The organism is Bacillus sp. DJP31 (assembly GCF_049310945.1).
Lineage (GTDB): Bacteria > Bacillota > Bacilli > Bacillales > SA4 > Bacillus_BS.
Window position 1 is genome coordinate 1 of sequence record NZ_JBMERO010000014.1, and the last position, 21,151, is coordinate 21,151.

At 37.6% G+C, this 21,151-nt stretch carries 19 protein-coding genes and 4 pseudogenes; 5 read left to right on the top strand and 18 right to left on the bottom strand.

The annotated features are described in order from the left end of the window. Positions 1–91: 91 nt before the first annotated feature. From efp to ACOI1C_RS13820, 4 genes are all read right to left on the bottom strand, one after another. On the bottom strand, positions 92–649 hold the full coding sequence (gene efp / locus ACOI1C_RS13805) for an elongation factor P (RefSeq protein WP_422511086.1): 558 nt from the start codon (positions 647–649) through the stop codon (positions 92–94). 36 nt (positions 650–685) lie between these two features. Beyond that, positions 686–1,747 carry a M24 family metallopeptidase gene (locus ACOI1C_RS13810; RefSeq protein WP_422511087.1) on the bottom strand — a complete coding sequence of 354 codons (1,062 nt, stop codon included), beginning with the start codon at positions 1,745–1,747 and terminating at the stop codon, positions 686–688. Next, a complete protein-coding gene (aroQ, locus tag ACOI1C_RS13815) occupies positions 1,734–2,192 on the bottom strand; it encodes a type II 3-dehydroquinate dehydratase (protein ID WP_422511088.1) in 459 nt (152 codons plus the stop codon). Before aroQ ends, ACOI1C_RS13810 begins: the two co-directional genes overlap by 14 nt. 78 nt (positions 2,193–2,270) lie before the next feature. Next, a complete protein-coding gene (locus tag ACOI1C_RS13820) occupies positions 2,271–2,780 on the bottom strand; it encodes a YqhR family membrane protein (protein WP_422511089.1) in 510 nt (169 codons plus the stop codon). A 203-nt stretch (positions 2,781–2,983) separates the two neighbouring features. On the opposite strand from ACOI1C_RS13820, the gene ACOI1C_RS13825 reads away from it, so the two are divergent. From ACOI1C_RS13825 to ACOI1C_RS13835, 3 genes are all read left to right on the top strand, one after another. Next, a complete protein-coding gene (locus ACOI1C_RS13825) occupies positions 2,984–3,919 on the top strand; it encodes a DUF1385 domain-containing protein (protein WP_422511090.1) in 936 nt (311 codons plus the stop codon). Positions 3,920–3,995: 76 nt separating this feature from the next. Next, a complete protein-coding gene (locus ACOI1C_RS13830) occupies positions 3,996–4,355 on the top strand; it encodes an SA1362 family protein (protein ID WP_422511091.1) in 360 nt (119 codons plus the stop codon). 240 nt (positions 4,356–4,595) lie between these two features. Further along, positions 4,596–5,243 carry a pentapeptide repeat-containing protein gene (locus tag ACOI1C_RS13835; RefSeq protein ID WP_422511092.1) on the top strand — a complete coding sequence of 216 codons (648 nt, stop codon included), beginning with the start codon at positions 4,596–4,598 and terminating at the stop codon, positions 5,241–5,243. 147 nt (positions 5,244–5,390) lie between these two features. Here the strand turns inward: ACOI1C_RS13835 and ACOI1C_RS13840 are convergent, their stop codons facing one another. The 12 genes and pseudogenes from ACOI1C_RS13840 to ACOI1C_RS13895 all read right to left on the bottom strand — a co-directional run bounded on the left by ACOI1C_RS13840 (position 5,391) and on the right by ACOI1C_RS13895 (position 16,531). Further along, positions 5,391–6,275, bottom strand: coding sequence for a patatin-like phospholipase family protein (locus ACOI1C_RS13840; RefSeq protein WP_422511093.1), 885 nt, complete (start codon positions 6,273–6,275; stop codon positions 5,391–5,393). A 113-nt stretch (positions 6,276–6,388) separates the two neighbouring features. Beyond that, positions 6,389–6,820, bottom strand: a complete 432-nt coding sequence (gene mntR / locus ACOI1C_RS13845; RefSeq protein ID WP_422511094.1) for a transcriptional regulator MntR — start codon at positions 6,818–6,820, stop codon at positions 6,389–6,391. 86 nt (positions 6,821–6,906) lie between these two features. Next, entirely contained in the window at positions 6,907–7,932 is a 1,026-nt protein-coding gene (gene splB, locus ACOI1C_RS13850) for a spore photoproduct lyase (RefSeq protein WP_422511095.1), read from the bottom strand. A gap of 100 nt (positions 7,933–8,032) precedes the next feature. After that, positions 8,033–9,160 (bottom strand): annotated as a pseudogene (locus tag ACOI1C_RS13855) (ribonucleoside-diphosphate reductase); the annotation flags it as partial. Positions 9,161–9,575: 415 nt separating this feature from the next. Beyond that, the gene (locus ACOI1C_RS13860) at positions 9,576–9,911 is read right to left on the bottom strand and encodes a hypothetical protein (protein ID WP_422511096.1); all 336 of its coding nucleotides are present in this window, start codon (positions 9,909–9,911) and stop codon (positions 9,576–9,578) included. Beyond that, positions 9,901–10,038: a hypothetical protein gene (locus ACOI1C_RS13865; protein ID WP_422511097.1), complete on the bottom strand. Its 138-nt coding sequence runs from the start codon at positions 10,036–10,038 to the stop codon at positions 9,901–9,903. The genes ACOI1C_RS13860 and ACOI1C_RS13865 overlap by 11 nt, the downstream gene beginning before the upstream one ends. Before the next feature lie 336 nt (positions 10,039–10,374). Beyond that, positions 10,375–10,995: pseudogene (locus ACOI1C_RS13870) on the bottom strand (ribonucleotide-diphosphate reductase subunit alpha); the annotation flags it as partial. 763 nt (positions 10,996–11,758) lie between these two features. Beyond that, a pseudogene (locus ACOI1C_RS13875) lies at positions 11,759–11,995 on the bottom strand (ribonucleotide reductase); the annotation flags it as partial. Positions 11,996–12,112: 117 nt separating this feature from the next. Next, positions 12,113–13,996 carry a group II intron reverse transcriptase/maturase gene (gene ltrA, locus ACOI1C_RS13880; protein ID WP_422511098.1) on the bottom strand — a complete coding sequence of 628 codons (1,884 nt, stop codon included), beginning with the start codon at positions 13,994–13,996 and terminating at the stop codon, positions 12,113–12,115. A 576-nt stretch (positions 13,997–14,572) separates the two neighbouring features. Continuing rightward, positions 14,573–14,695 (bottom strand): hypothetical protein, encoded by a 123-nt coding sequence (locus ACOI1C_RS13885; RefSeq protein ID WP_422511099.1) that lies wholly within the window; start codon positions 14,693–14,695, stop codon positions 14,573–14,575. Between the two features lie 64 nt (positions 14,696–14,759). Beyond that, a pseudogene (locus ACOI1C_RS13890) lies at positions 14,760–15,326 on the bottom strand (ribonucleotide reductase N-terminal alpha domain-containing protein); the annotation flags it as partial. A 368-nt stretch (positions 15,327–15,694) separates the two neighbouring features. Continuing rightward, entirely contained in the window at positions 15,695–16,531 is an 837-nt protein-coding gene (locus tag ACOI1C_RS13895; protein WP_422511100.1) for a lipoate--protein ligase family protein, read from the bottom strand. Positions 16,532–16,675: 144 nt separating this feature from the next. On the opposite strand from ACOI1C_RS13895, the gene ACOI1C_RS13900 reads away from it, so the two are divergent. Then, on the top strand, positions 16,676–17,053 hold the full coding sequence (locus tag ACOI1C_RS13900; protein WP_422511101.1) for a rhodanese-like domain-containing protein: 378 nt from the start codon (positions 16,676–16,678) through the stop codon (positions 17,051–17,053). A 114-nt stretch (positions 17,054–17,167) separates the two neighbouring features. Then, a complete protein-coding gene (locus tag ACOI1C_RS13905; RefSeq protein ID WP_422511171.1) occupies positions 17,168–18,313 on the top strand; it encodes a histidine kinase N-terminal domain-containing protein in 1,146 nt (381 codons plus the stop codon). 19 nt (positions 18,314–18,332) lie between these two features. Here the strand turns inward: ACOI1C_RS13905 and gcvPB are convergent, their stop codons facing one another. Together gcvPB and gcvPA are read right to left on the bottom strand one after the other, a co-directional pair. Further along, complete coding sequence (gene gcvPB, locus ACOI1C_RS13910; RefSeq protein WP_422511102.1) at positions 18,333–19,793, bottom strand: aminomethyl-transferring glycine dehydrogenase subunit GcvPB; 1,461 nt, start codon at positions 19,791–19,793, stop codon at positions 18,333–18,335. Continuing rightward, positions 19,786–21,132 (bottom strand): aminomethyl-transferring glycine dehydrogenase subunit GcvPA, encoded by a 1,347-nt coding sequence (gene gcvPA / locus ACOI1C_RS13915; protein ID WP_422511103.1) that lies wholly within the window; start codon positions 21,130–21,132, stop codon positions 19,786–19,788. Before gcvPA ends, gcvPB begins: the two co-directional genes overlap by 8 nt. Positions 21,133–21,151: the final 19 nt, after the last annotated feature.

Below are 21,151 nucleotides of genomic sequence, written 5' to 3' on the forward strand. Positions count from 1 at the left end.
AAATATAAATTATAAGTATCAAAATGTTTGTATGTTGTAACAAAAAAAGGCACGACCTATTACTAGATCAATGCCTCTTTTGGTTTAATTATTATGCACGTGAAACGTATTTACCGTCTACCGTGTTAATGATTAGTAAATCCCCTTGATTGATGAAGAAAGGTACTTGTACAGATAATCCCGTTTCAAGTATCGCTGATTTTGTCCCACCAGAAGATGTATCGCCTTTAATACCAGGTTCTGTTTCTGCAACTTTAAGTTCAACCGTGTTTGGAAGTTCGACACCAATTGTTTCAGTGTTATACGTTTGAATTGCTACTTTCATATTTTCTTGTAAAAACTTTAATTCATATTCAATTGCGCTTGAAGGAAGCTCTGTTTGTTCATATGAGTTTGTATCCATAAATACATGTAGATCACCAGTCGCATACAAATATTGCATCGTACGGTTTTCGATTTGTGCTTTTGCTACTTTCTCTCCACCACGGAAGGTTTTTTCTTGGATAGCTCCCGTACGAAGGTTACGAAGCTTGGACCGAACAAACGCAGCCCCTTTACCCGGTTTAACGTGTTGAAAGTCAAGAACACGCCAAATACCTCCGTCTACTTCAATCGTTAAACCCGTTCGAAAATCATTTACAGAAATCATTGAAAAAATCCTCCTACATAAATATCAAATGTTTATTTATAAAATAATTAATTCCTTTGTAGAATGTGAAAGTGATTGGTTGCCATCTGTTGTCACAACTGTATCATCTTCAATTCTAACTCCACCTAAACCTGCAACATAAATTCCAGGCTCAACCGTAACCACCATACCTGGTTTTAGGATCATGTCTGATTTCACAGATAGAGATGGCCCTTCGTGAACCTCTAAACCGATCCCGTGTCCTGTCGAATGCCCGAAATATTCTCCATACCCTTTTTCAGTGATATAATCTCTTGTTAAGGCATCTGCTTCTTTTCCAGTGATTCCTGGTTTAATTCCAGCCATCCCTCTTAATTGAGATTCTAAAACAACGTCATAAATGTTTTTTAACTCATCACTTGGTTGACCGATTGCGATCGTTCTTGTGATGTCTGAGCAATATCCTTTATAATATGCCCCGAAATCAAGTGTCACAAAATCCCCAGTTTCAATGATTTTGTCCGTTGCAACGCCATGTGGTAAAGCTGATCGGAAGCCAGAAGCGACAATTATATCAAAGGACGAAGAAAGAGCTCCCTGTTTGCGCATGAAGAATTCTAGCTCGTTTGAAACATCTATTTCTGTTTTTCCAGCACGGATATACGTTAAAATATGTTGAAATGCTGCGTCCGCAATCTCTGTTGCTTCCTTTAATATCTTAATCTCAGCATCTGTCTTTATCAAGCGTATCTTTTCAATGACACCAGACAATGGCACAAGGCTAGCACTAATTCCTTCTTTATAGGCTCTAAAAGAGCTAAAGGAAACATGATCCTCTTCAAACCCTAGATTTTTAATACCAAGTCGATCCACCTGAGTTGCAATTTCCTCTAATAAAGAGGCTTTATGCTGCACCACTTCAAAGCCCTCTAATTGGCTATTGGCTTGCTCTACATACCTGAAATCTGTAATAAACACAGCCTGATTCAAAGAGATAATCGCTACTCCTGATGAACCAGTAAACCCCGTCATATAGCGGCGATTGTAAACACTTGTAATTAACACTCCATCAATATTTTGCTCTTGAAAACGGTTACGAAGATTTTCAATTTTGTTCATTTTTTTTATCCTCCCCCAATTTCTCTATCAACGCATATAATGCTAACTGATAACCAAATAGTCCAAATCCCACAATTTGTCCTGCAGTAACTGGTGCTATAACAGACTGGTGACGAAACTCTTCTCTTGCATGAATATTTGAAATATGTACTTCAATAACAGGTTTTGAGATACTGGCAATCGCATCACGGATCGCATAGCTATAATGAGTAAATGCTCCCGGATTAAAAATAATACCAACTACATCCGATTCTGCACGGTGTATTTCATCAATTAGCTCACCTTCATGGTTTGATTGAATACAAACTAACTCTAACTGACTAGTATTCGCTAATTTAGTAAGATTTTCTTCAAGCTCTGCGAGTGTTACACTACCGTAAACATCCGGTTCACGTAAGCCTAGACGATTTAAATTTGGACCATTCAATAAGAGAATGCGTTTCATAATGGGCAAACCCCTTGCATGTATTATAGGAAAAAAATCAATAAAAAAGAATGTTCATAGAACATTCTATCACAATGACTATTCTTTTGAATAGTTTGGTTCACGTTGAATATTGAGTTCTACTACCTCAAAAGAAATCGAATAGCCTATAAACACACCGTACAAGATAAATAAACAGACAGTCGTCACAATTGTGTTAAGATCTAGCTCTTTAAAAGGGGGGATGCCTGAAAATATAGGATTTAAGACAAAAAACACAGTTCCCCATAAAACGAGTCCGAATAGCAGTCCTACCCATAATTTATCAAACTTTCTTAAAATAGCAAAATAGGCAAACGCGACTAAAATGGAAATTAATCCTAAAATAAGAACAGAGATAAATTGACTAAGAGTACCTTCTTTCCAATCTCCGATAGCCACTGGATCTAACAAAACATTTGGAGGAATCTTGGAAAAGCTAAAAACATAGCATAAATAACCAAGTGATCCCCAAAAAATGCCTCCAAAAAGACCAGTTATGGCTGTTCTAGCTGCAGGTGACAATGGTTGTTCAGTTTGATTTTGTTCGAGTTTCTTATCCTCTTTCACTATTGTCCACCTCCTATTTTTATTATTTCCATAACCTACATTTTTATTAAGGAGTAATTACCGTAACATGTCTAAGCTCTCAAAATTTCGTCTATAATAGTGAAAGTTGTTTTTGACACAAACATCAGCCTAGAGCTTTTACTGATTTTCGAGTAAAATAAGCTTTATAAGTGATTCAAGACAAAAAATAGGTTGGTGGAAGCATGTCAGAAATAAAAAAGCCCATTTATGGTGGGCAAGCAGTAGTTGAAGGGGTTATGTTTGGAGGCAAGCATAATTATGTAACAGCTATCCGTCGAAAAGATTCATCCATTGAATATTTTCGATTAAAAAGAAAGACGAACCCCTTTATACAAAGCTTGAAAAAGATTCCTTTTCTTCGAGGCATTGTTGCCATTTTAGAGGCGAGTGCAAATGGTACGAAGCACTTGAATTTTTCTACAGATCGTTTTGAAGTAGATCCAACGGAAGATCACACATTAACTGAGAAAAAAGAATCAAAGCTCACAATGATCTTAGGAGTAGCAGCCATTGGAATTATTTCTTTTTTCTTTGGTAAGTTTGTCTTTACGTTAATTCCAGTTTTTTTAGCTGAACTAGTAAGGCCAGTATTTCAATCTGATTTCTCTCAAGTGCTCATTGAAGGAGTTTTTAAACTCATTCTTTTATTGGTATACATATATGCCATTTCGTTTACCCCTTTAATCAGACGGGTATTTCAATATCATGGTGCAGAACATATGGTCATTAATGCCTTTGAACGAGGGAAAGAACTAACGGTTGAGAATGTACAAGCACAGTCTAGACTTCATTTCCGCTGTGGCAGTAGCTTTATACTATTCACTGTTATTGTAGGAGTATTTGTCTATATGCTTGTTCCTACAGAACCATTGTATGTTCGAGTATTAAACCGAATTGCTCTTATCCCAGTAGTACTTGGCATTTCATTTGAAGTCCTTCAGTTAACAAACAAGCTTCGCGATGTTCCTGTACTGCGTTATTTAGGATACCCGGGTTTGTGGCTCCAATTGCTGACAACTAAAGTGCCAACAGATGATCAAGTCGAGGTTGCTATAGCATCCTTTAATGAATTACTTCGTTTAGAGGATGACGAAGAAAGCTCAGCAAAAATTGTATAATAAGATGACAACATCTCATTTTTATAACATATTGTAAGTAATAATCCTTTGCTTTTCGTTTTAGGAGGTTCTGAATGTGAAATTCCAAACACGTCAATTCATATTAATTGTTGTGGTTGGCTTAGCCGCCATTGGTTTATTTAATACGAATCCCATGCAATTATTACGGATGATTGGTATTGTGGCCTTATTCGCTGTTATCTTTTATTTTCTATTTCGTTTTTTCCAAAGAAGAAACGGTTCAGGTATGTGGAAAGATTATTCTAGATACAAAAAGGCTGTTGTTCAATCTAAGAAGAGATATAAGCAACAGAAATTTTCATCCATGGTTAAGAAACCTGCATCTCCAGTAAGTATGAAGCGCAAAAGCAATGCCCATCTGACATTAATAGAAGGAAAGAAAAACAGTAAAAAGAAAAACCGAGCGTTGCATTAAGGCTTATTTTGAAATAGCTTAAGGTAAATACCTAGAATGCTCTAGATTAGACTTCTCTTATGTGTAAAGAAATCAAATACTATTTAGAAATGACGTATGAATTGGCATACGTCATTTCCTTGTTTATATAGCATAAAGCATACTTGCAAATGGAAGAACTATTCATGAAAATTTGACGGTACCTACTACTTTTGTGTTACCTTTGTTAAAGAGAAAATAATAGGAGTAAAGGTGATATAGATGTTAAGTAAAATCAAAATAGAACAACCAAAAATCCCACACCAATTAACTCAAGCAAACTTTCAAGATATATATCATAATGATGAACCCTACCTTACTAACTGTATAATAGCCAACTGTTCTATTGATCGAGAGCCAATGGATAGGATAGAATTCTCACAAGTTGTTTTTAAAAATGTAACATTCATAGATGTAACATTTAAAAAAATTGAACTAACAGATGTTGTATTTGAAGAATGTGATTTATCAAATGCAGATTTTATGGGTGGGATCATTCACAGAGTTGAATTTAAAGAATCAAAAGTACTTGGGATCAATCTTTCCGAAGCCAACTTAGGAAATGTCCTATTTGAAAATTGCAACTTAAATTTAAGTGCTTTTGGTTATGGTAGTTTAAAACAGGTAGAATTCAAAAATTGTTCACTGAGTAATGCTGATTTCTATGAGTGCAATTTAAAGAAAGTAAAGTTCCATCAATGTGACTTAAATGAAGTGAATTTCACTCGAACTCCCCTTAATGGAATCGATATGAGTAGCTCCACCTTTCAAAAACTTAGCCTTTCGTTGGAGGATTTAGATGGGTGTGTTGTTTCTCCAGAGCAAGCACTCGGTTTTGCTACAATGCTGGGATTGAAAATTAAGGAGTAAGAAATTCATCCGGGAAAAAGATAAACGCATGAAAAAAATAGGATATCAAAAAACTCGTCGTAAAAGACGAGTTTTCTACTAATTAAATTCCCTGCCGTTTAAATGCAATCTTTTTTTCCTCACGAAGTTGCATCCGTTTAGCTCCTGCTAATAAGACCAGTTTTTCAAAAATATTTCTGCCTTCAAATAACCGATTTGAATCATTTCTGCTTTCTGCTCCTGGTTGATATTAAATTCCCTCGTCAAAACATTCTCAACTGGTATGAAGATTATATTTTTTTCGACACTTCTAGAAATATAACGTAAATCGTGTGAATCCATCATGGTTTCAAAAAGTGCTTTGAATAATCCAATTGCATCCTTAATTTCATTAGGTGGTCTATTTGCAATTTTAGGGCTTAATTGAATTCCCAAGAGAGGTCTCTTTTTCTCTTGTCTGGTTTGATCAAATAACCATAATGGAAAATTACTTAATACTCCACCATCCACAAAGATCGGCATTGATTTAGCTTGCTCAAGCTTCACGGGTTCAAAAAAATACGGTAACCCTGCACTCATTCTTACCGCTTTAGCTACAGAGAATTCAGCGGGATTATATCCATATTGAGTTAAATCGTCTGGGATGACAGTCATCTTAGAATTTGTAAGATCAGAGGCAACGACTCGCAATCCTTCTTTTGGGAGATCACCAAACACACGAATTCCTTTAGCTGCAAGTTTCTCTTCTAGCCAGTTTTCTAGCAATTGTCCTTTATATAAGCCTAATCTCCAATATAACAAGACCCATTTTGCCACTGAGGATGGTAAAAAAGTTCTTCGTGCATCTAGAAACTTCTCTAAATTGATCTCTTCCATTATTTCTGCCATTTCTTCACCTGTATAGCCCGCAGCTACAAATGCAGCTATTATGGACCCTGCACTTGTGCCTGCGACTCTTTTAAACGAATAGCCTTTCTTTTCTACGGCCTGAATAGCTCCAATTAAGGCGTACCCCTTGATTCCACCGCCTGAGAAAACCCCGTCAATATCCAAATCCTCACCTCTACCTTGTCAGGTATTTGTTACATAGTAATCGGGATTTTATAATTTTAGTACCAATTTAATGCAATTTAAAAAGACTTAGGTCACATGCCTAAGTCATCAGTCTAATTTTCTTGACTTTCTTCGTTGCGTTTTTGGATGGTTCTTAGCTGTTCAATCCTGCTCTTTTCTTCTTCAAAGAATTGAACGAGATCACCAATTCGATCTATGGCATTCCAGCTCAAATGATGTTCAATTCCTTCAACATCATTGTAAATCTTATCCTCATCTACACCAATTAAGCGCATAAATTGTTCTAACAACTCATGACGATAGACAAGTCGCTTTCCAATTTTTTTACCCTTTGTTGTCAAGATTAACCCTCGATATTTTTCATAGATTAAGTATTGATCCTTATCTAGCTTTTGCACCATTTTGGTAACAGAGGAAGGATGAACAGCTAACGCTTCGGCTATATCGGATACTCTTGCATACCCTTTATCCTCAATTAACATATATATTTGTTCAATATAGTCTTCCATACTGGGCGTTGGCAAATCGATCGACCTCACTTCAAATCATAATCCGGACTAGTAGTCTTTTACCATCTTACAACAGATTATATAGTGAGACAACCCTTTGCCTATGTGAAATATTGTACGACTGCTGTTGGGAAAAATTCGTGAATGTACCGACGGAGGGTGGTTTCTATATCATCTGCATCTTCTGTCTGATAGACATATTTTCCAATCCCATAACGACCCCACTTATATTTCCGCTTTGTTTCATCCATTTCTAGCTTCGATTTTGGGTATCGCTTCTCAATGACATTCTTAGCAGGCTTTGTAAAACGATGCTGAATGAGTTCAAAGGTTAAATTGTCTAAATTTATCCCTTTTAGCGAATCAGATAGACGTTGGAAAAGCTCTAAATAGCCTTCCTTCCAATCTTCATGCATATAAATCGGAGCAACAATGAACCCAAGAGGATAGTCTGCACCTGCTACCTTTCTCGCAGCTTCAATTCTCTCATCAAAGGAAGATGTCCCTGGTTCAAAGTTTTTAATCACATAACGTGAATTTACGCTAAAACGAAATCTTGTTCTTCCATTATGCTTGGCATCTAAGAGGTGATCTACATGCTGATACTTAGTCACAAAGCGAAGCTGACCGAACTCGGTTTGCCCCATAAATTCAATGGTTTGTTTCAAAGAGTGTGTTAAATGGTCAATTCCTACAATGTCAGACGTACAAGCCGCTTCAAAACGGGTAATCTCGGGAGCTCGTTCATCCATATATTTTTGGGCTTGACCAAAAATATCATCTAAGTTCACATAGGTTCGGATGTATGGCTTACTTCCGAGGGTCGTTTGAAGGTAACAGTAATGACAATGACCCATACAACCTGTTGCTAACGGTATAGCATATTCCGCGGAAGGCTTGGACGTTTCGAACTTTAATGTTTTTCTTATTCCAACTACTAGAGTTGATTTTGCATTTCGATATTGTTGTAAATCATTATCTCCAGGAATTCCTCTTACTTGGTTATGAGAAGTAGTTTCCCTTATTTCAAGCCCCATTTTTTGAAACTTTTCATATAGCTCTTTCCCAAGTTGGTAGTCAAGTGCCTTTGGTTCAAAATAAACGAGCTGTGGAACAAATGCTTTCATACCTTCACCTCATTATTTCACATTTGACCTTAGTATGAGCTAAAAATAAAAAAGGGATGGAACCAATTCATGGGTTCCATCCCTTTATTTGTTTATTGTTTTAAAGTCCACACTTTAATTGTGCACCACAATCTGTACAAGAATTACATCCACCAATTTCTTGAACCGTTCCTTGACGGCAAACTGGGCATGTATCTCCCACTTCTGAGCCGAAATTGACAGTCGTTGATCTCAGTTCTTGAATCGTATCAACAAGTACTATAGTTCTTTTCTTTTCTTCATTTGGGAATAACTCCTGCTGCTCTTCGTCAAATGAATTTTCTTCTGCCTTTAGTGTTAATACTTGTGCATCACGGCTACCGTCTACATAAACAGTTCCACCCTTTGCACCACCTAGATACAATCGCTCATAGACTTTTTCTACTTGTTGAACTGTATATCCTTTTGGTGCATTAACGGTTTTGCTTATTGAGCTATCAATCCAACGTTGAATGATACATTGGACGTCAGCATGTGCCTCTGTCGTTAATTCCATAGCAGAAATAAACCAATGTGGAAGTTTGTTTGGATCTGCTTTTGGATGGTTGTCCAAGAACTCCTGAACGATTTCAGCTTTAACTTCGATGAACTTTCCTAGACGTCCACTGCGGAAGTAAGAGAAGGAAAAGTATGGTTCTAACCCGGTACTTACGCCAACCATTGTCCCAGTGCTTCCCGTAGGAGCAACAGTCAGTAAGTGTGAATTTCTAATGCCATATTTTTTAATGCTTTCTCTAATATCTTCAGGCATTTTTCGCATAAATCCTGTTTCAATAAATGCTTGTCGAAGTCGAGCAGTTGCACCTTCTGATTCTGCTTGAAGGAATGGGAAGCTGTCTTTTTCTTTTGCAAGCTCGATGGAAGCACGGTAAGCTGTTGTGGCAATGGTTTCAAATACCTCTTCTACCAGTTTATTGCCTTCTTCTGAACCATACTCTGATTCACAATAGATCAATAGGTCATGAAGTCCCATTACGCCTAAGCCAACTCGACGCTCCCCTAATGCTTGTACCTTATTAGCTTCTAAGAAATAAGGTGTCGCGTCAATTACGTTATCTTGCAGACGAACGCCAACTTCTACTGTTTGCTTTAGCTTTTCAAAGTTTACTGTTTTTGTTTCTTTATCTACCATTTCCGCTAGGTTAACCGCAGCAAGGTTACATACGGAAAATGGTGCGAGAGGTTGTTCCATTTTTGTTATCGTAAAGGCTTTTTATCCTCTACTTCTTACAGTTCATTTTCCTGTAAGTTCAGCATATCTTTTCATTACTAACATTCTTCATAAATTTGATTAATTCTTTTCTTCCACGATCTTCACCAAATACGGATTTCGATATTACTCTAAAGTCCTTGACTCCAAATCGGTCCTGTATATCATCTATAAGTGGACCAATAGTTGTTTTAATTTTATTTAAAGGCGTCCCAGCTATAATTTCTTTATGATTAATCGACCATCGGATAATGTAGTCTTTGATGTTATTGTGGATTTTGTTTCTCTTTTCAACATAAGAATTGGTTGCATTTCTGATGGCAGCCTTTCCTCCACATGTTTGACTACAAAATTTTTGTGATGAGATGATTAATGTAAAAATTCTTCTTCACATTCAAGCACATTGTCTTTTCTCTCTTAGAGTTTTAATGTATCCCTTTTTCATTCCGCTCTTTTTTAAACCTTCAAGCATTCTTTGCTTTGCTGGGCTATCAGATGGCCATAATTTCTTTGTATGCTCTCCGATTTTCTTTTTGGTGATTTCATTATGCTTCATGTTGTAATGCCCATTAAATTCACCAAAGGTTGCTTTATGAATGGTTGTTTTTTCTGATGCTATCCATTCTGAAATAATTGAAGTTAAAGAGAACGGCAAGGTTTTATATAACTCTAGTAATTCTTCATAAGAGATAAGCTCCCATTTGATCTTGTGTAATTTTTCAAATCGCATGCAACGCCTTAATTGCAGTCTTTTTGGAATCAATATTTCTGGACTTTATTTCAACTATCTTTTCAAGCTTTCCGTTTTGATCGTAGAAAAAGAAATCTGGTTTATAAAGTTTATATCCTAGTGTCATAGGTTTCGTCCTCATAACTCTATGGTATGGAATGGAATTGAAGATACCATGCGTATGCATATTCGTAGGAGCTTCTTAAATAGTGCTCTTTATAAAAACCTGCATAACCATTAGTTTCACCTCAATACCACTTTACCATAAATTGGATTACCTATATAGGATTACTACGTTTGTAATGTTGCGGCCTCGTGGATTCATTATAGTCTGCAAATGCAGGATCAGAATCTATGCGTTGCCCCTGACTAAAGCTTTACCTTTAGCCTTCGGTTCGGATTCCCATCTCAGGGTTCCCGCTTTATTCCGCAATTTTTTACGTGAGGCAAACTAAGCTACTCTACCACACGGATTCGTCGCAACAACCCTTTGTCCATATGCTTTCGCATTTGTCATGTCGTTTGCGTTATCGATAAAGAATATTCCTGGTTCTGCTGCATAAGTTGCACAAATATTTATTAAATTCCAGAGATCTTTTGCTTTGATTCGGCGATAGACACGAACCTTGTGCCCCATCTTTTCCCACTCTCGTACATCTCCAACTTCATACCATGTTTCATTGTAAATTTTCATTTCCTCTTTATCGTAGCTTTCTACATCAGGGAAACGAAGCTCATACTCAGCGTCATCCTCGACTGCTTTCATAAAGTCCTTCGTTAAGCAGACTGAGATGTTTGCTCCTGTTAGAAACTCTGAATTATGGACGGTGTAAGTACCACCTATGCGAAGTTTTTCTTCTGCATCTTTAATAATTTTCTCACTAAACCCACCGTAACCAGGAATGTGTTTATAATTAGTAATTCCTTGGTACATGTTCTGCTCTTGTTCAGTTAATGGAGTGTATTTCAATTTGTCCCAGGCAGATTTTTTGATTTGTTCATCATTTATGTTTTCGATGAGAAAACGTAGAATTCTAGGATTTTGCATTTTGGAAATAATGAAATCAATGATGTCAGGATGCCACGTTTAAACCGTCCCTTTCAGGATACTTTAACTCTGCACTATGCAGACGGACTAGACTATATCATCACCCTCAGCTTTTACTGTTAGGGGTCGGGCGCTTCGAAATACCTAAGTATCCCTACTCTACTCACTACATCGTAGCTTTGGATAGTCGTTGAACCTTCACCTAATAAGATGCTTGGCTGCGGATTTTCCAATTCAATCATTTTTTAAGCATTCACGCCCACCGTTTCCAGTCACGTTGTAGCATGATTGACTCTAAGGAGTTCCCCGCAATTCACCCGATTTACTAGTTATTCATTTTCTGAACAACGCGGACTACTAATTTTAATCCGCTAACATTATCATTTGTGCTCCACGCTTTTTGTTACTCACTCAAATGAGTGGGGTAGGTCATTTCTGCCTACCTCTTACACTTTCATGTAAGAGCAGACTCTATCATCAAAGAAGAAAATTTGTATTTATTTGTTTTTTTCTTCTTTGTCTCGCGCCTCATAACCACGTTGCCGTTGGTTATGATTTACTTCTTCCTTTTTTTCCCATCTTGAACACTCCTTGTTCGATATAGTTCAATTTAGGGCTATTCAGGAAGTTTCAATAGTCGTTGAACGTTCATCTTTGTTTCCAAAGATGCTTCGCTGCTGATTGCCCAATCTCTCTTCTTATCAAACCTTCACGCTCACCGTTGCCAGTCACGTTGTGGTGAAGAAAGCTCTAAGGGTGTTCCAGCAATTCACGAGATTTTAATCCCGCCATGTTTTTAACGGGAACCACCTTGTTCAACAAGATGCGTAAGCTTAGCAATATCATCTAACCAAGACACAGAACCAGAGGATTTACCGTTTACACCTCTTGCAAGTGTATTACGAGGTCGGAGTGTTGAACCATTTGTTCCGACTCCTCCACCACGGCTCATAATCTCCATGACTTGTTTACGGTGTTCTGAAATACCTTCTCGTGAGTCTTTTACAAATGGCATTACATAGTTCCGATAGGTAAGAACATTCCTTCACCATTATGTGTAAGGCGTCCTTTTCCCCCGGCTAGCACCGTGCGTGCGACTTTCACCGCACACGGCGCCCCATCTACCAGTAAGTTAAGTTAAGATATCATCTTTTTAAGAATTTAGATTAAGCTTATCTCTGAATTTTTGAACGTTGTGTTTAGTTTTGCTTCCAAGTTTATCAAGGTTTTGGTTTCGGTGTATTAGTTCGTGACATTTAATGTGCATCGACGCTAAGTTGTTTACTCTGTTTATTAGCTCCAGTGGTAGTTTTGGGTTTATGTGATGTGTGTTTGTTTGGTGAGGTGGTAAATAATCACCACAAACTCGACATTTCCCTTTATCTCTGTTGAAGGCATAACATCGGCTCATCATGTACTCAAAGTTATATTTCAACTTTGACCCTTTTAATGATCCGATTGCGTTCCTTCGTGCATACTCGGTATTATTCAACTCATCTGCCCTGTGTTTTGCCGACTTTTTGCCGGTTCTTACTGAGTAGATTCTTCTTCCTTCTTCACTGTACGGTGTTTCCTTGACCCTTTTCAACTCCGGTTTTCTCCATTTTGTGAAGCTAACGTTTGTTAATCCTATCTTGGTCTTGTTCTCACCGTATTCAATGGTCGGGATTGCAGTTGTATAATTATCATGTACGCTTTTGAGATTATCCACTTCATTTGCAGCTATCCATTTTGCTCCAGATGGTGCTAATGAATTCCATGCTCCAAATCCTAATCTTCTTGAGTACTTCTTAGTCTCAACGCTCACTCGTGTCGCTATATCGTAGTAGTTAAGGACTCCACGTATTTTGGAATTTATTAATATTATGTCTCCCACCTTTTTTTCTAAGGTGTCCCGTTTCCTTATTTCATAAATACCCCTTTTGATTTCCATCATTTTTACATGAAGTCTTTCCAAATTCGGTCTACTAGTCGATATCCAACCATGTTTACCTCTACCTTTAACCTTTTTATAATCGAATCCCAAAAATGTAATGTATCGTTTTCGAATATTAGTTATCTTCGTTTTTTCCATTGATAATTTTAGCTTTAGCTTTTCATCCAAGTATTTCTGGATTTTCCATCTTAGTTTTTCTGCGCATTCTTTTGAATTCGTTGCAACGACCCAATCGTCAGCGTATCTAACTAAGAAGCAGGGGATTAAGTTTGTTTTCTTTAGACTCGAATACTTTACGTCAATACGACTGTATTGATGTCGAGTTTTCTTCGTTTCCCATTGATTGGATAACCAATGATCAAAACTGTTTAGGTACACATTTGCAAGTAGTGGAGAAATGATTCCACCTTGTGGTGTTCCTAAGCGGTTTTCTTTTATTTCATTCATAATCCCTGCTTTGAGCATTTGCTTTATTATCATTAGAACTCGTCTATCTTTGATCCCCATTGAATAAAGCTTTTTAATAAGGATCGTATGATTTACGTTGTCAAAGAATTTACTAATATCCCCTTCAATAATCCAGTGAAAGTTTGTTTTCTGCGTTACATCAGAAATTCTTTCCATTGCCATACTCGCTTCCCTCATTGGTCTAAAACCGTAAGAGTGTTTGAAGAATTGTGCTTCCAAGATAGGTTCTATGACTGATCTCACACATTCCTGTATGATTCTATCCTCTATATTTGGAATTCCTAATGGTCGCTTTTCCTTTCTCCCCGGTTTTGGTATCCATTTACGTCTAACTTCACCCGGTTTATAATTTGAAAATTGGTCTTTAACCTTAGATAAGGTGGTGTCCATTTCAAACTCTAGGAATGCGCTTCTAAGGCTTTCTCCATCGCTTCCAGGGGTATTGCTACCCTTATTAGCTTTAAGCTTGTGTATGGCGCTTATAATTACTGTTTCGGATTGTATTATTTCAAGCAATCCCTTGAAGGTTGGTTTGTTTCCTTCTTCGATACATTTTTTGGTTCTTTTATAAAGTTCATCTTGGATATTTCTAAATTCACGCTCGCTGTTCGGATAGTTAAGTGTGTGAACCATTTGAACCACCGCCTTTCACAATAGTGGTATGGTTTTAGTCAGTTTTTGCTCAACGGCTTCCTTAACAGGCTTATCTTAACTTATTTACATTGTATCGGAGTTAGGTTTCAACTCATTTGGTAGACTATGCCCCTTCGCTCCACAGATGTTAATCTGCTTCATCACTACTACGGGCTAACCGCCACCGACATTCAGCAGTTATTTCCTCCTGCTTAGAGTCCTTGGGTGTACATACCCTTAATATTCTCTTGTCGGCTTCCAACGTTCCCTAAGAATTAGCTTTACATATGAACTTAGGTGCTTCCTTTGACCCGTTAGCCATCTTTTCATCCATTACTGGTGGATTCAAGACACATAACCTAGATGGATATATTTCGTCAAAGCAAACTGCAATACTTTGACCAAGACTAAACCCGCTTAACGGGCGAAGATGTTGAATTCCATCCCCTCACTTTTACGAGCCGTACATTCGGAAGTTCGTCAGTTCCTAGCGGAACATTCTCACCATATTCATTTTATAGCGCCACGACTACTTCCCTACCATCTCAGGATCGGTTTTCGCCTAGTTAACGAGCTTCAGACGGGAGTGTTTGTACTCACTCCGCCTGTCGTACCTTCAGGCTTGATCTGCCAGTATTCAGACCAGTTAGGAATTTCACCTAACAATTCATTCTTAGAGTTAGGCAATATCTGTTTCAAGATATTGACCGCCTACTTTGAGGAGAGATTTCTCTGCTCCTTTGTATTAGGCAACATTGCGCACGCAGTTGAAGTACGTCACGTCTGTGTCAGCACCTGCACCGTAAAGGACACGACCTGCAGGAACAAAATTCAGACTGACTAGTTCATGGTAGAACTTTTCAAACCACTCTTTTCGCTTTTCTTCAGTCTTTTCAACAGAAGCTAAGCCTTTAGCATTACGCTTGGCAATCTGCTCATAAAACACTTCAAGGGGCTTCTCAATCACATCTAATGAACGTTTCACAATGCCCGTTTCTATTTCTTCGGGCTTGTCCAACACACCTCGATATTCTTCGTCCACTAGTACTTGAGCTATCTTTGTTTCCCAATCGAGACTGACAATGAAGCCTGTACCTCTTGCTGGAAATTTCGGATCTTCCTTAATTGTCAAAACGACAAAGTCGCCTTCACTTAATGTGATTTTTTCTGTGTCTTTAAATGTATATCGATCCAACATCACTAAGCGTGAAACACCCTTGTGTGTGATTTTCATGTCAGCTGTAATCGGATGTACTTGCTTAAAGGCCCGAATATCCTCATTCAACCTTTCTACATCGATTCTCATTTTGTTTTTAAGCACAACACTCAACTCTCACAGCTCCCTTTCCAACGCGCTATATTTCAATTATTCGAGCTCTATTTGTCTATGTGATTCTAATTGCACTCGAATTTTTGCTACTGTTACATTATCATATTATTAACCAAAAAATCAATATGTAGTAGGTTATTTAATTTCGACAATACTATATGTTGTGGTTAATACAAAAAATAAATGTTTTGTCAAAACTAAAATAACTCATTATAAAGAGATTGAATGAGGAAATCGACATATATCGTGAATTTTTGACGAATTTCAGCGTTTTTTCAACCTTGCATAATTTCTCTATCTAACTAAGTTAGATAAAAACAGCCAATTCGTAAAACAATCCGCAAGTTCTCAATGAACTTGCGGATGTTTTATCTCTTAAAATTCCATTCATCGCTCTCATATTTTTCCTTGGCGATCTTCTCAACCTGTAGCTTTTCCTCGTCTGATAAAACATATGGAACTAATTCTATTTGTAGTCCCTTCTCAAACCCTTTACGAAAAGCCTCTTTTGCTTCATCTAATGTAACAGGTGTCTTTCGAAGTGCATTAATGGCAACTGCTTTGTTTTTAAAATTACGTTGCATCCGCTCTTTCACCCGTTCATTTGAGTATGTAAACAGGCTAAACAACAAGTCCTCATCTATATCTAGTAAAATCGAGCCATGCTGTAAGATAACTCCCTTTTGTCTTGTTTGTGCACTTCCAGCTACTTTTCGACCTTCAACGACGAGCTCGTACCAGGACGGCGCATCAAAACAGACAGCTGATCGTGGATTTTTTAGACTCTCACGCTCTTCTTCTGTTTTTGGAACAGCAAAATAAGCATCCAAACCCAGTAGCTTAAAACCTTCTAGTATACCCTCAGAAATAACACGGTAAGCTTCTGTAACTGTTTTAGGCATGTCAGGGTAATCCTCTGTAACAATCACACTATATGTAAGCTCTTGATCATGAAGGACACCTCGACCTCCAGTGGGTCTGCGGACAAATCCTAATCCATTTGAATGAACAACTTCTAGATTAATTTCTTTTTCAACCTTTTGAAAATAACCAATAGATAGAGTAGCAGGATTCCACCCATAAAACCGAATTGTCGGGGGGATGAGTCCTTTACTATGCCAGTCGAGCAATGCTTCATCCAAAGCCATATTATAAGCAGGAGAGCAATCCCCAGAATCAATATAATTCCATTTTTCTTGTTTCATATCCAACCCTCTTTTTCTCAATGTGCAGATACAAGTCTAACAAAAATAATAGGGAACTCCAATTAAAATGCAAAGAAAACTTTGAAACTTTTGTCACCGCCTACTATAATAGAGAAGTAAAAGAGAAAAAAGGGGTCGATTATCTTGTTAGAAGCATTATTAATACTACTTGGAGCCATTATTTCGTATTCAGTCATCACCTACTTATATCAAAGAAAGATATTAAAAACCCTCACCGAGGAACAATTTCGTGAAGGGTATAGAAAAGCACAACTAATAGACGTCCGAGAACCAAATGAGTTCGAAGGTGGACATATTCTTGGAGCTAGAAACATTCCCTTATCACAATTAAGAATGCGTCACCAAGAGATTCGTTCGGATAAGCCTGTTTATTTATATTGTCAAAACGGACTTCGTAGTGGACGAGCTGCAGCACAATTACGAAGAAAAGGCGTCAAGGATCTTTACCATCTAAAAGGCGGGTACAAGCTTTGGGGTGGAAAAATTAAAAAGGGTAAATAAAATAAACTCTGTTTTTCAGAGTTTATTTTTTTAAAAATAAAGGATTCCTGAGTATAAAGTCGTATAATACAATAATGTAGAATATTTCGTCATTTATAGGCGGTGAATAAATTGCTGACAGTCGAAGAAAAGCTTTGTCATTATTTAGAGAATAGTTACGGAGATTTTTTAGGTAAGTGGTCAAATAGTGTTCTTATTTCAAATGATGATCCTTATAAGGATGAAGTAATCAACAATGGAAAAAGGATGATTCAGCTAGTGATACACTTTTTACGCAATGATTCTGATATGTCTTTATTAAAAAACCTCGCCTATAAAGTGGCGGCGGAAAGAATTCAAGCAAATGTGAATATTGGCGACTTTATTTACAATGTCAATATTGGACGTAGTGAAATATTTAAACACTTGAATCATTCACAAGTTGCCATAGAAGAGCTTCAGCCTACAATCAATAAAATTAATCATAGTTTTGATCAGTTTATTTATTTTGCCGTTCAAAAATATACAGGAATTAAAGATCAAGATATTGAAGCTAAGAAATCCTTCATAGAGCATACCCATAAAGATCGTCTTACCTTGCTCGGACAAATGGCCTCAAGTTTTGTTCATGAATTTAGGAATCCTCTTACATCCATCACCGGCTTTATTAAACTTCTACAAAGAGAGAATCCTACCTTAAACTATTTAGATGTAATTTCACATGAATTAGAGCAATTGAATTATCAAATCTCCCAATTTCTTTTGGTCTCGAAAAAAGAAGTAATCGGAAAAAAAAGGGAGCTGTTTTCATTTGCAGAACTCGAAAAGGAAATAGAGATCTTTCTTTATCCCATCTTTGCTGATGCAAATGTACTTGTTGAAATAGATATAGATCCAACTATCCAACTATATGGATATCGCGATGAATTTAGGCAAGTAATGTTAAACATATTAATGAATTCAATCGATGCGCTAAAGGTGGTTTATCGTGATAGAAAGATTATCATTCATGCTCAAACTCATGATGACCAAGTGATTGTATCTATTCAAAATAATGGCCCAAGGATTCCAACTGATTTGCTTCAGACTATCTTTGAACCATTTGTAACAAATAAAAAACTAGGTACTGGAATTGGTTTATTTGTATGCCAGCAAATAATTGAGAAGCACGAAGGTACTATTCATTGTACTTCTTATGATGACTTTACGACTTTCTCCATATCTTTACCTACCATACATAGTCTCCAGCATGAAAAAGGAAAGACCACATCCAGTATTTAGGATATGGTCTTTTTTTGTATTATTGCTTCTCGAAGCGTAAAATTGGTTTTCTTGCTGCTGTTGTTTCATCAAGACGTCCGACTACTGTGTAATGAGGAGCTTCTTGGACAATCTCTGGGTTTTCTTCTGCTTCTTTTGCAATTTGAATCATTTTGTCAATAAATTCGTCTAACGTTTCTTTGGATTCCGTTTCAGTTGGCTCAATCATAATGGCTTCTTCCACATTTAGTGGGAAGTAAATGGTTGGCGGGTGATAACCAAAATCGAGTAGACGCTTGGCGATATCAAGTGTACGAACACCTAATTTTTTCTGTCTTTTACCTGATAACACAAACTCATGCTTACAATGCTGCTTGTAAGGTAGATCATAAAATGGCTCTAAGCGACGCATCATGTAATTTGCATTTAGAACGGCATACTCTGTAACCGCTTTTAGTCCATCTGGTCCCATAGAACGAATATACGTATACGCACGAACATTAATTCCAAAGTTTCCGTAATACGGCTTCACTCGGCCAATAGATTTCGGACGATTGTAATCAAAACGATAGCCTTCTTCTGTTTGAACAAGGACTGGCTTTGGTAGGTAAGGAATAAGATCCTTCTTTACACCAACTGGTCCAGAACCAGGTCCACCCCCACCATGTGGGCCAGTAAATGTTTTGTGAAGATTTAAATGAACCACATCAAAGCCCATATCTCCAGGTCTTGCTTTGCTTAAAACAGCATTTAGATTTGCGCCGTCATAGTAAAGCTTACCACCAGCTTCATGAATGATTTCAGCCATTTCTAAAATATGCTCTTCAAACAGTCCTAGCGTGTTTGGATTGGTAAGCATTAATGCTGCAACATCTGAAGTAACAACGCGTTTAAGATCTTCTAAATCGACAAGACCGTTATCGTCCGATTTTACAGTAATTGTCTCTAAACCTGCAACTGTTGCAGAAGCTGGATTGGTACCATGAGCACTGTCTGGAACGATAACCTTTGTACGGTTGAAGTCACCATTAGCTTCGTGGAATGCACGGATCATCATTAATCCTGTCCATTCACCATGGGCACCAGCAGCTGGCTGTAAAGTTACCTCATCCATACCTGTAATTTCTTTCAAGTGCTCTTGTAAATCAAACAATAGCTCCATAGCCCCTTGTGCTGTCTCTTCCTCTTGTAGCGGATGAACATGAGAAAAACCTGGGAATCTTGCTACGTTTTCATTAATCTTTGGATTGTATTTCATTGTACAAGATCCTAGTGGGTAAAACCCTGAATCCACACCATGATTTCTATTTGATAGTGCTGTATAATGACGCATAATATCTAGCTCTGAAACCTCTGGCAAGTCCGCTTCTTCTGTACGAAGGTAATCAGCAGGAATGACATCTTCAATATTAATTTCTTCTACATCTAGGGCTGGTAAACTGTAACCAACACGACCTGGCTTGGTTATTTCAAAAATAAGTGATTGGTTTTCGTTATGCATGACAATCCCCCACTTCCTTTACAAATCGGTCGATCTCGTCCTTCGTACGAAGCTCTGTAACCGCAACGAGCATATGGTTAGCTAACAATTCGTCGTCTCTACTTAAATCATAGCCGCCAATAAAACCTTTTTCAGCAAGCTGTAAATTCACGCTTTTTACTGCTTGTGGTAATTTTACGACAAATTCATTGAAAAACGGTCCGCTGTATACGATCTCATAGCCTGCTTGTTCAAAAGCTCTCTTGGCATATTGTGCTTTTTGAATGTTTTGAGTTGCAATTTCCTTTATACCCTTTTTCCCAAGAGCAGTCATAGCAACCGATGCTGCTAATGCATTAAGAGCTTGGTTTGAACAGATATTTGATGTCGCTTTATCACGTCTAATATGCTGTTCACGAGCTTGAAGGGTAAGAACAAAACCTCTTCTCCCTTGATCATCTTTTGTTTGGCCAACTAGACGTCCTGGTACTTTTCTCAGTAGTTTTGTTGTTACAGCAAAGTATCCACAATGAGGACCACCAAACTGAGTTGCGATACCAAATGGTTGAGCATCTCCTACAACAATATCCGCACCTAGTTTACCTGGAGGTGTTAACACACCTAAAGCTAACGGGTTACTCGAGACGATAAACATTCCCTTATGCTGATGGGCAATCGCTTCGATCTCCTTTAATGGTTCAATTTGCCCGAAGAAGTTTGGATATTGAACAACAACAGCCGCAACGTCTTCACCCATTTGTTCTTTTAACACATCAAGGTTTGTCACACCATTTACAGCTGGAATTTCAACTACCTCTAATCTCTGTCCAGTTGCATATGATTTTAGAACCTCGCGAGATTCAGGGTGTACTGCCCCCGAAACTAATATTTTTTTGTTTCTTGTTTGTCCCGCACTAAGAGTGGCTGCTTCAGCTAAGGCTGTTCCGCCATCATACATAGACGAGTTTGCAACGTCCATTCCCGTTATTTCACAAATCATGGTCTGGAATTCAAAGATAGCTTGAAGCTCCCCTTGTGAAATTTCAGGTTGATAAGGAGTATAGGCTGTATAAAATTCAGAACGTGAAATCACATGGTCCACGATGACTGGAATGTAATGATCATAAACTCCTGCACCAATGAATGATGCATTGTCTTTTAAGTTTTTACTTTTACTCGCTAATTCTGAAAGTTCCTTCATAAGGGCTGTTTCAGATTTTGCTTCCTTAATCTTATATTCACCTTGGAAACGTACACTTTCAGGAATGTCTTGGAATAACTCATCAATAGAGTCCACACCAATTACTTGTAGCATTTCTTGTTTATCTTGCTCTGTCATCGGTAAATAGCGATGCTTCATTTTGGCAACCCCTTTTCGT

Coding starts and splice junctions, on each gene's coding strand:
- ACOI1C_RS13825 (WP_422511090.1), top strand. CDS start 2,984: ATGTCAGAAATAAAAAAGCCCATTTATGGTGGGCAAGCAGTAGTTGAA.
- ltrA (WP_422511098.1), bottom strand. CDS start 13,996: ATGGTTCACACACTTAACTATCCGAACAGCGAGCGTGAATTTAGAAAT.
- gcvPA (WP_422511103.1), bottom strand. CDS start 21,132: ATGAAGCATCGCTATTTACCGATGACAGAGCAAGATAAACAAGAAATG.
- aroQ (WP_422511088.1), bottom strand. CDS start 2,192: ATGAAACGCATTCTCTTATTGAATGGTCCAAATTTAAATCGTCTAGGC.
- gcvPB (WP_422511102.1), bottom strand. CDS start 19,793: ATGCATAACGAAAACCAATCACTTATTTTTGAAATAACCAAGCCAGGT.
- ACOI1C_RS13860 (WP_422511096.1), bottom strand. CDS start 9,911: ATGCGATTTGAAAAATTACACAAGATCAAATGGGAGCTTATCTCTTAT.
- ACOI1C_RS13865 (WP_422511097.1), bottom strand. CDS start 10,038: ATGACACTAGGATATAAACTTTATAAACCAGATTTCTTTTTCTACGAT.
- efp (WP_422511086.1), bottom strand. CDS start 649: ATGATTTCTGTAAATGATTTTCGAACGGGTTTAACGATTGAAGTAGAC.
- ACOI1C_RS13810 (WP_422511087.1), bottom strand. CDS start 1,747: ATGAACAAAATTGAAAATCTTCGTAACCGTTTTCAAGAGCAAAATATT.
- ACOI1C_RS13835 (WP_422511092.1), top strand. CDS start 4,596: ATGTTAAGTAAAATCAAAATAGAACAACCAAAAATCCCACACCAATTA.
- splB (WP_422511095.1), bottom strand. CDS start 7,932: ATGAAAGCATTTGTTCCACAGCTCGTTTATTTTGAACCAAAGGCACTT.
- ACOI1C_RS13895 (WP_422511100.1), bottom strand. CDS start 16,531: ATGAAACAAGAAAAATGGAATTATATTGATTCTGGGGATTGCTCTCCT.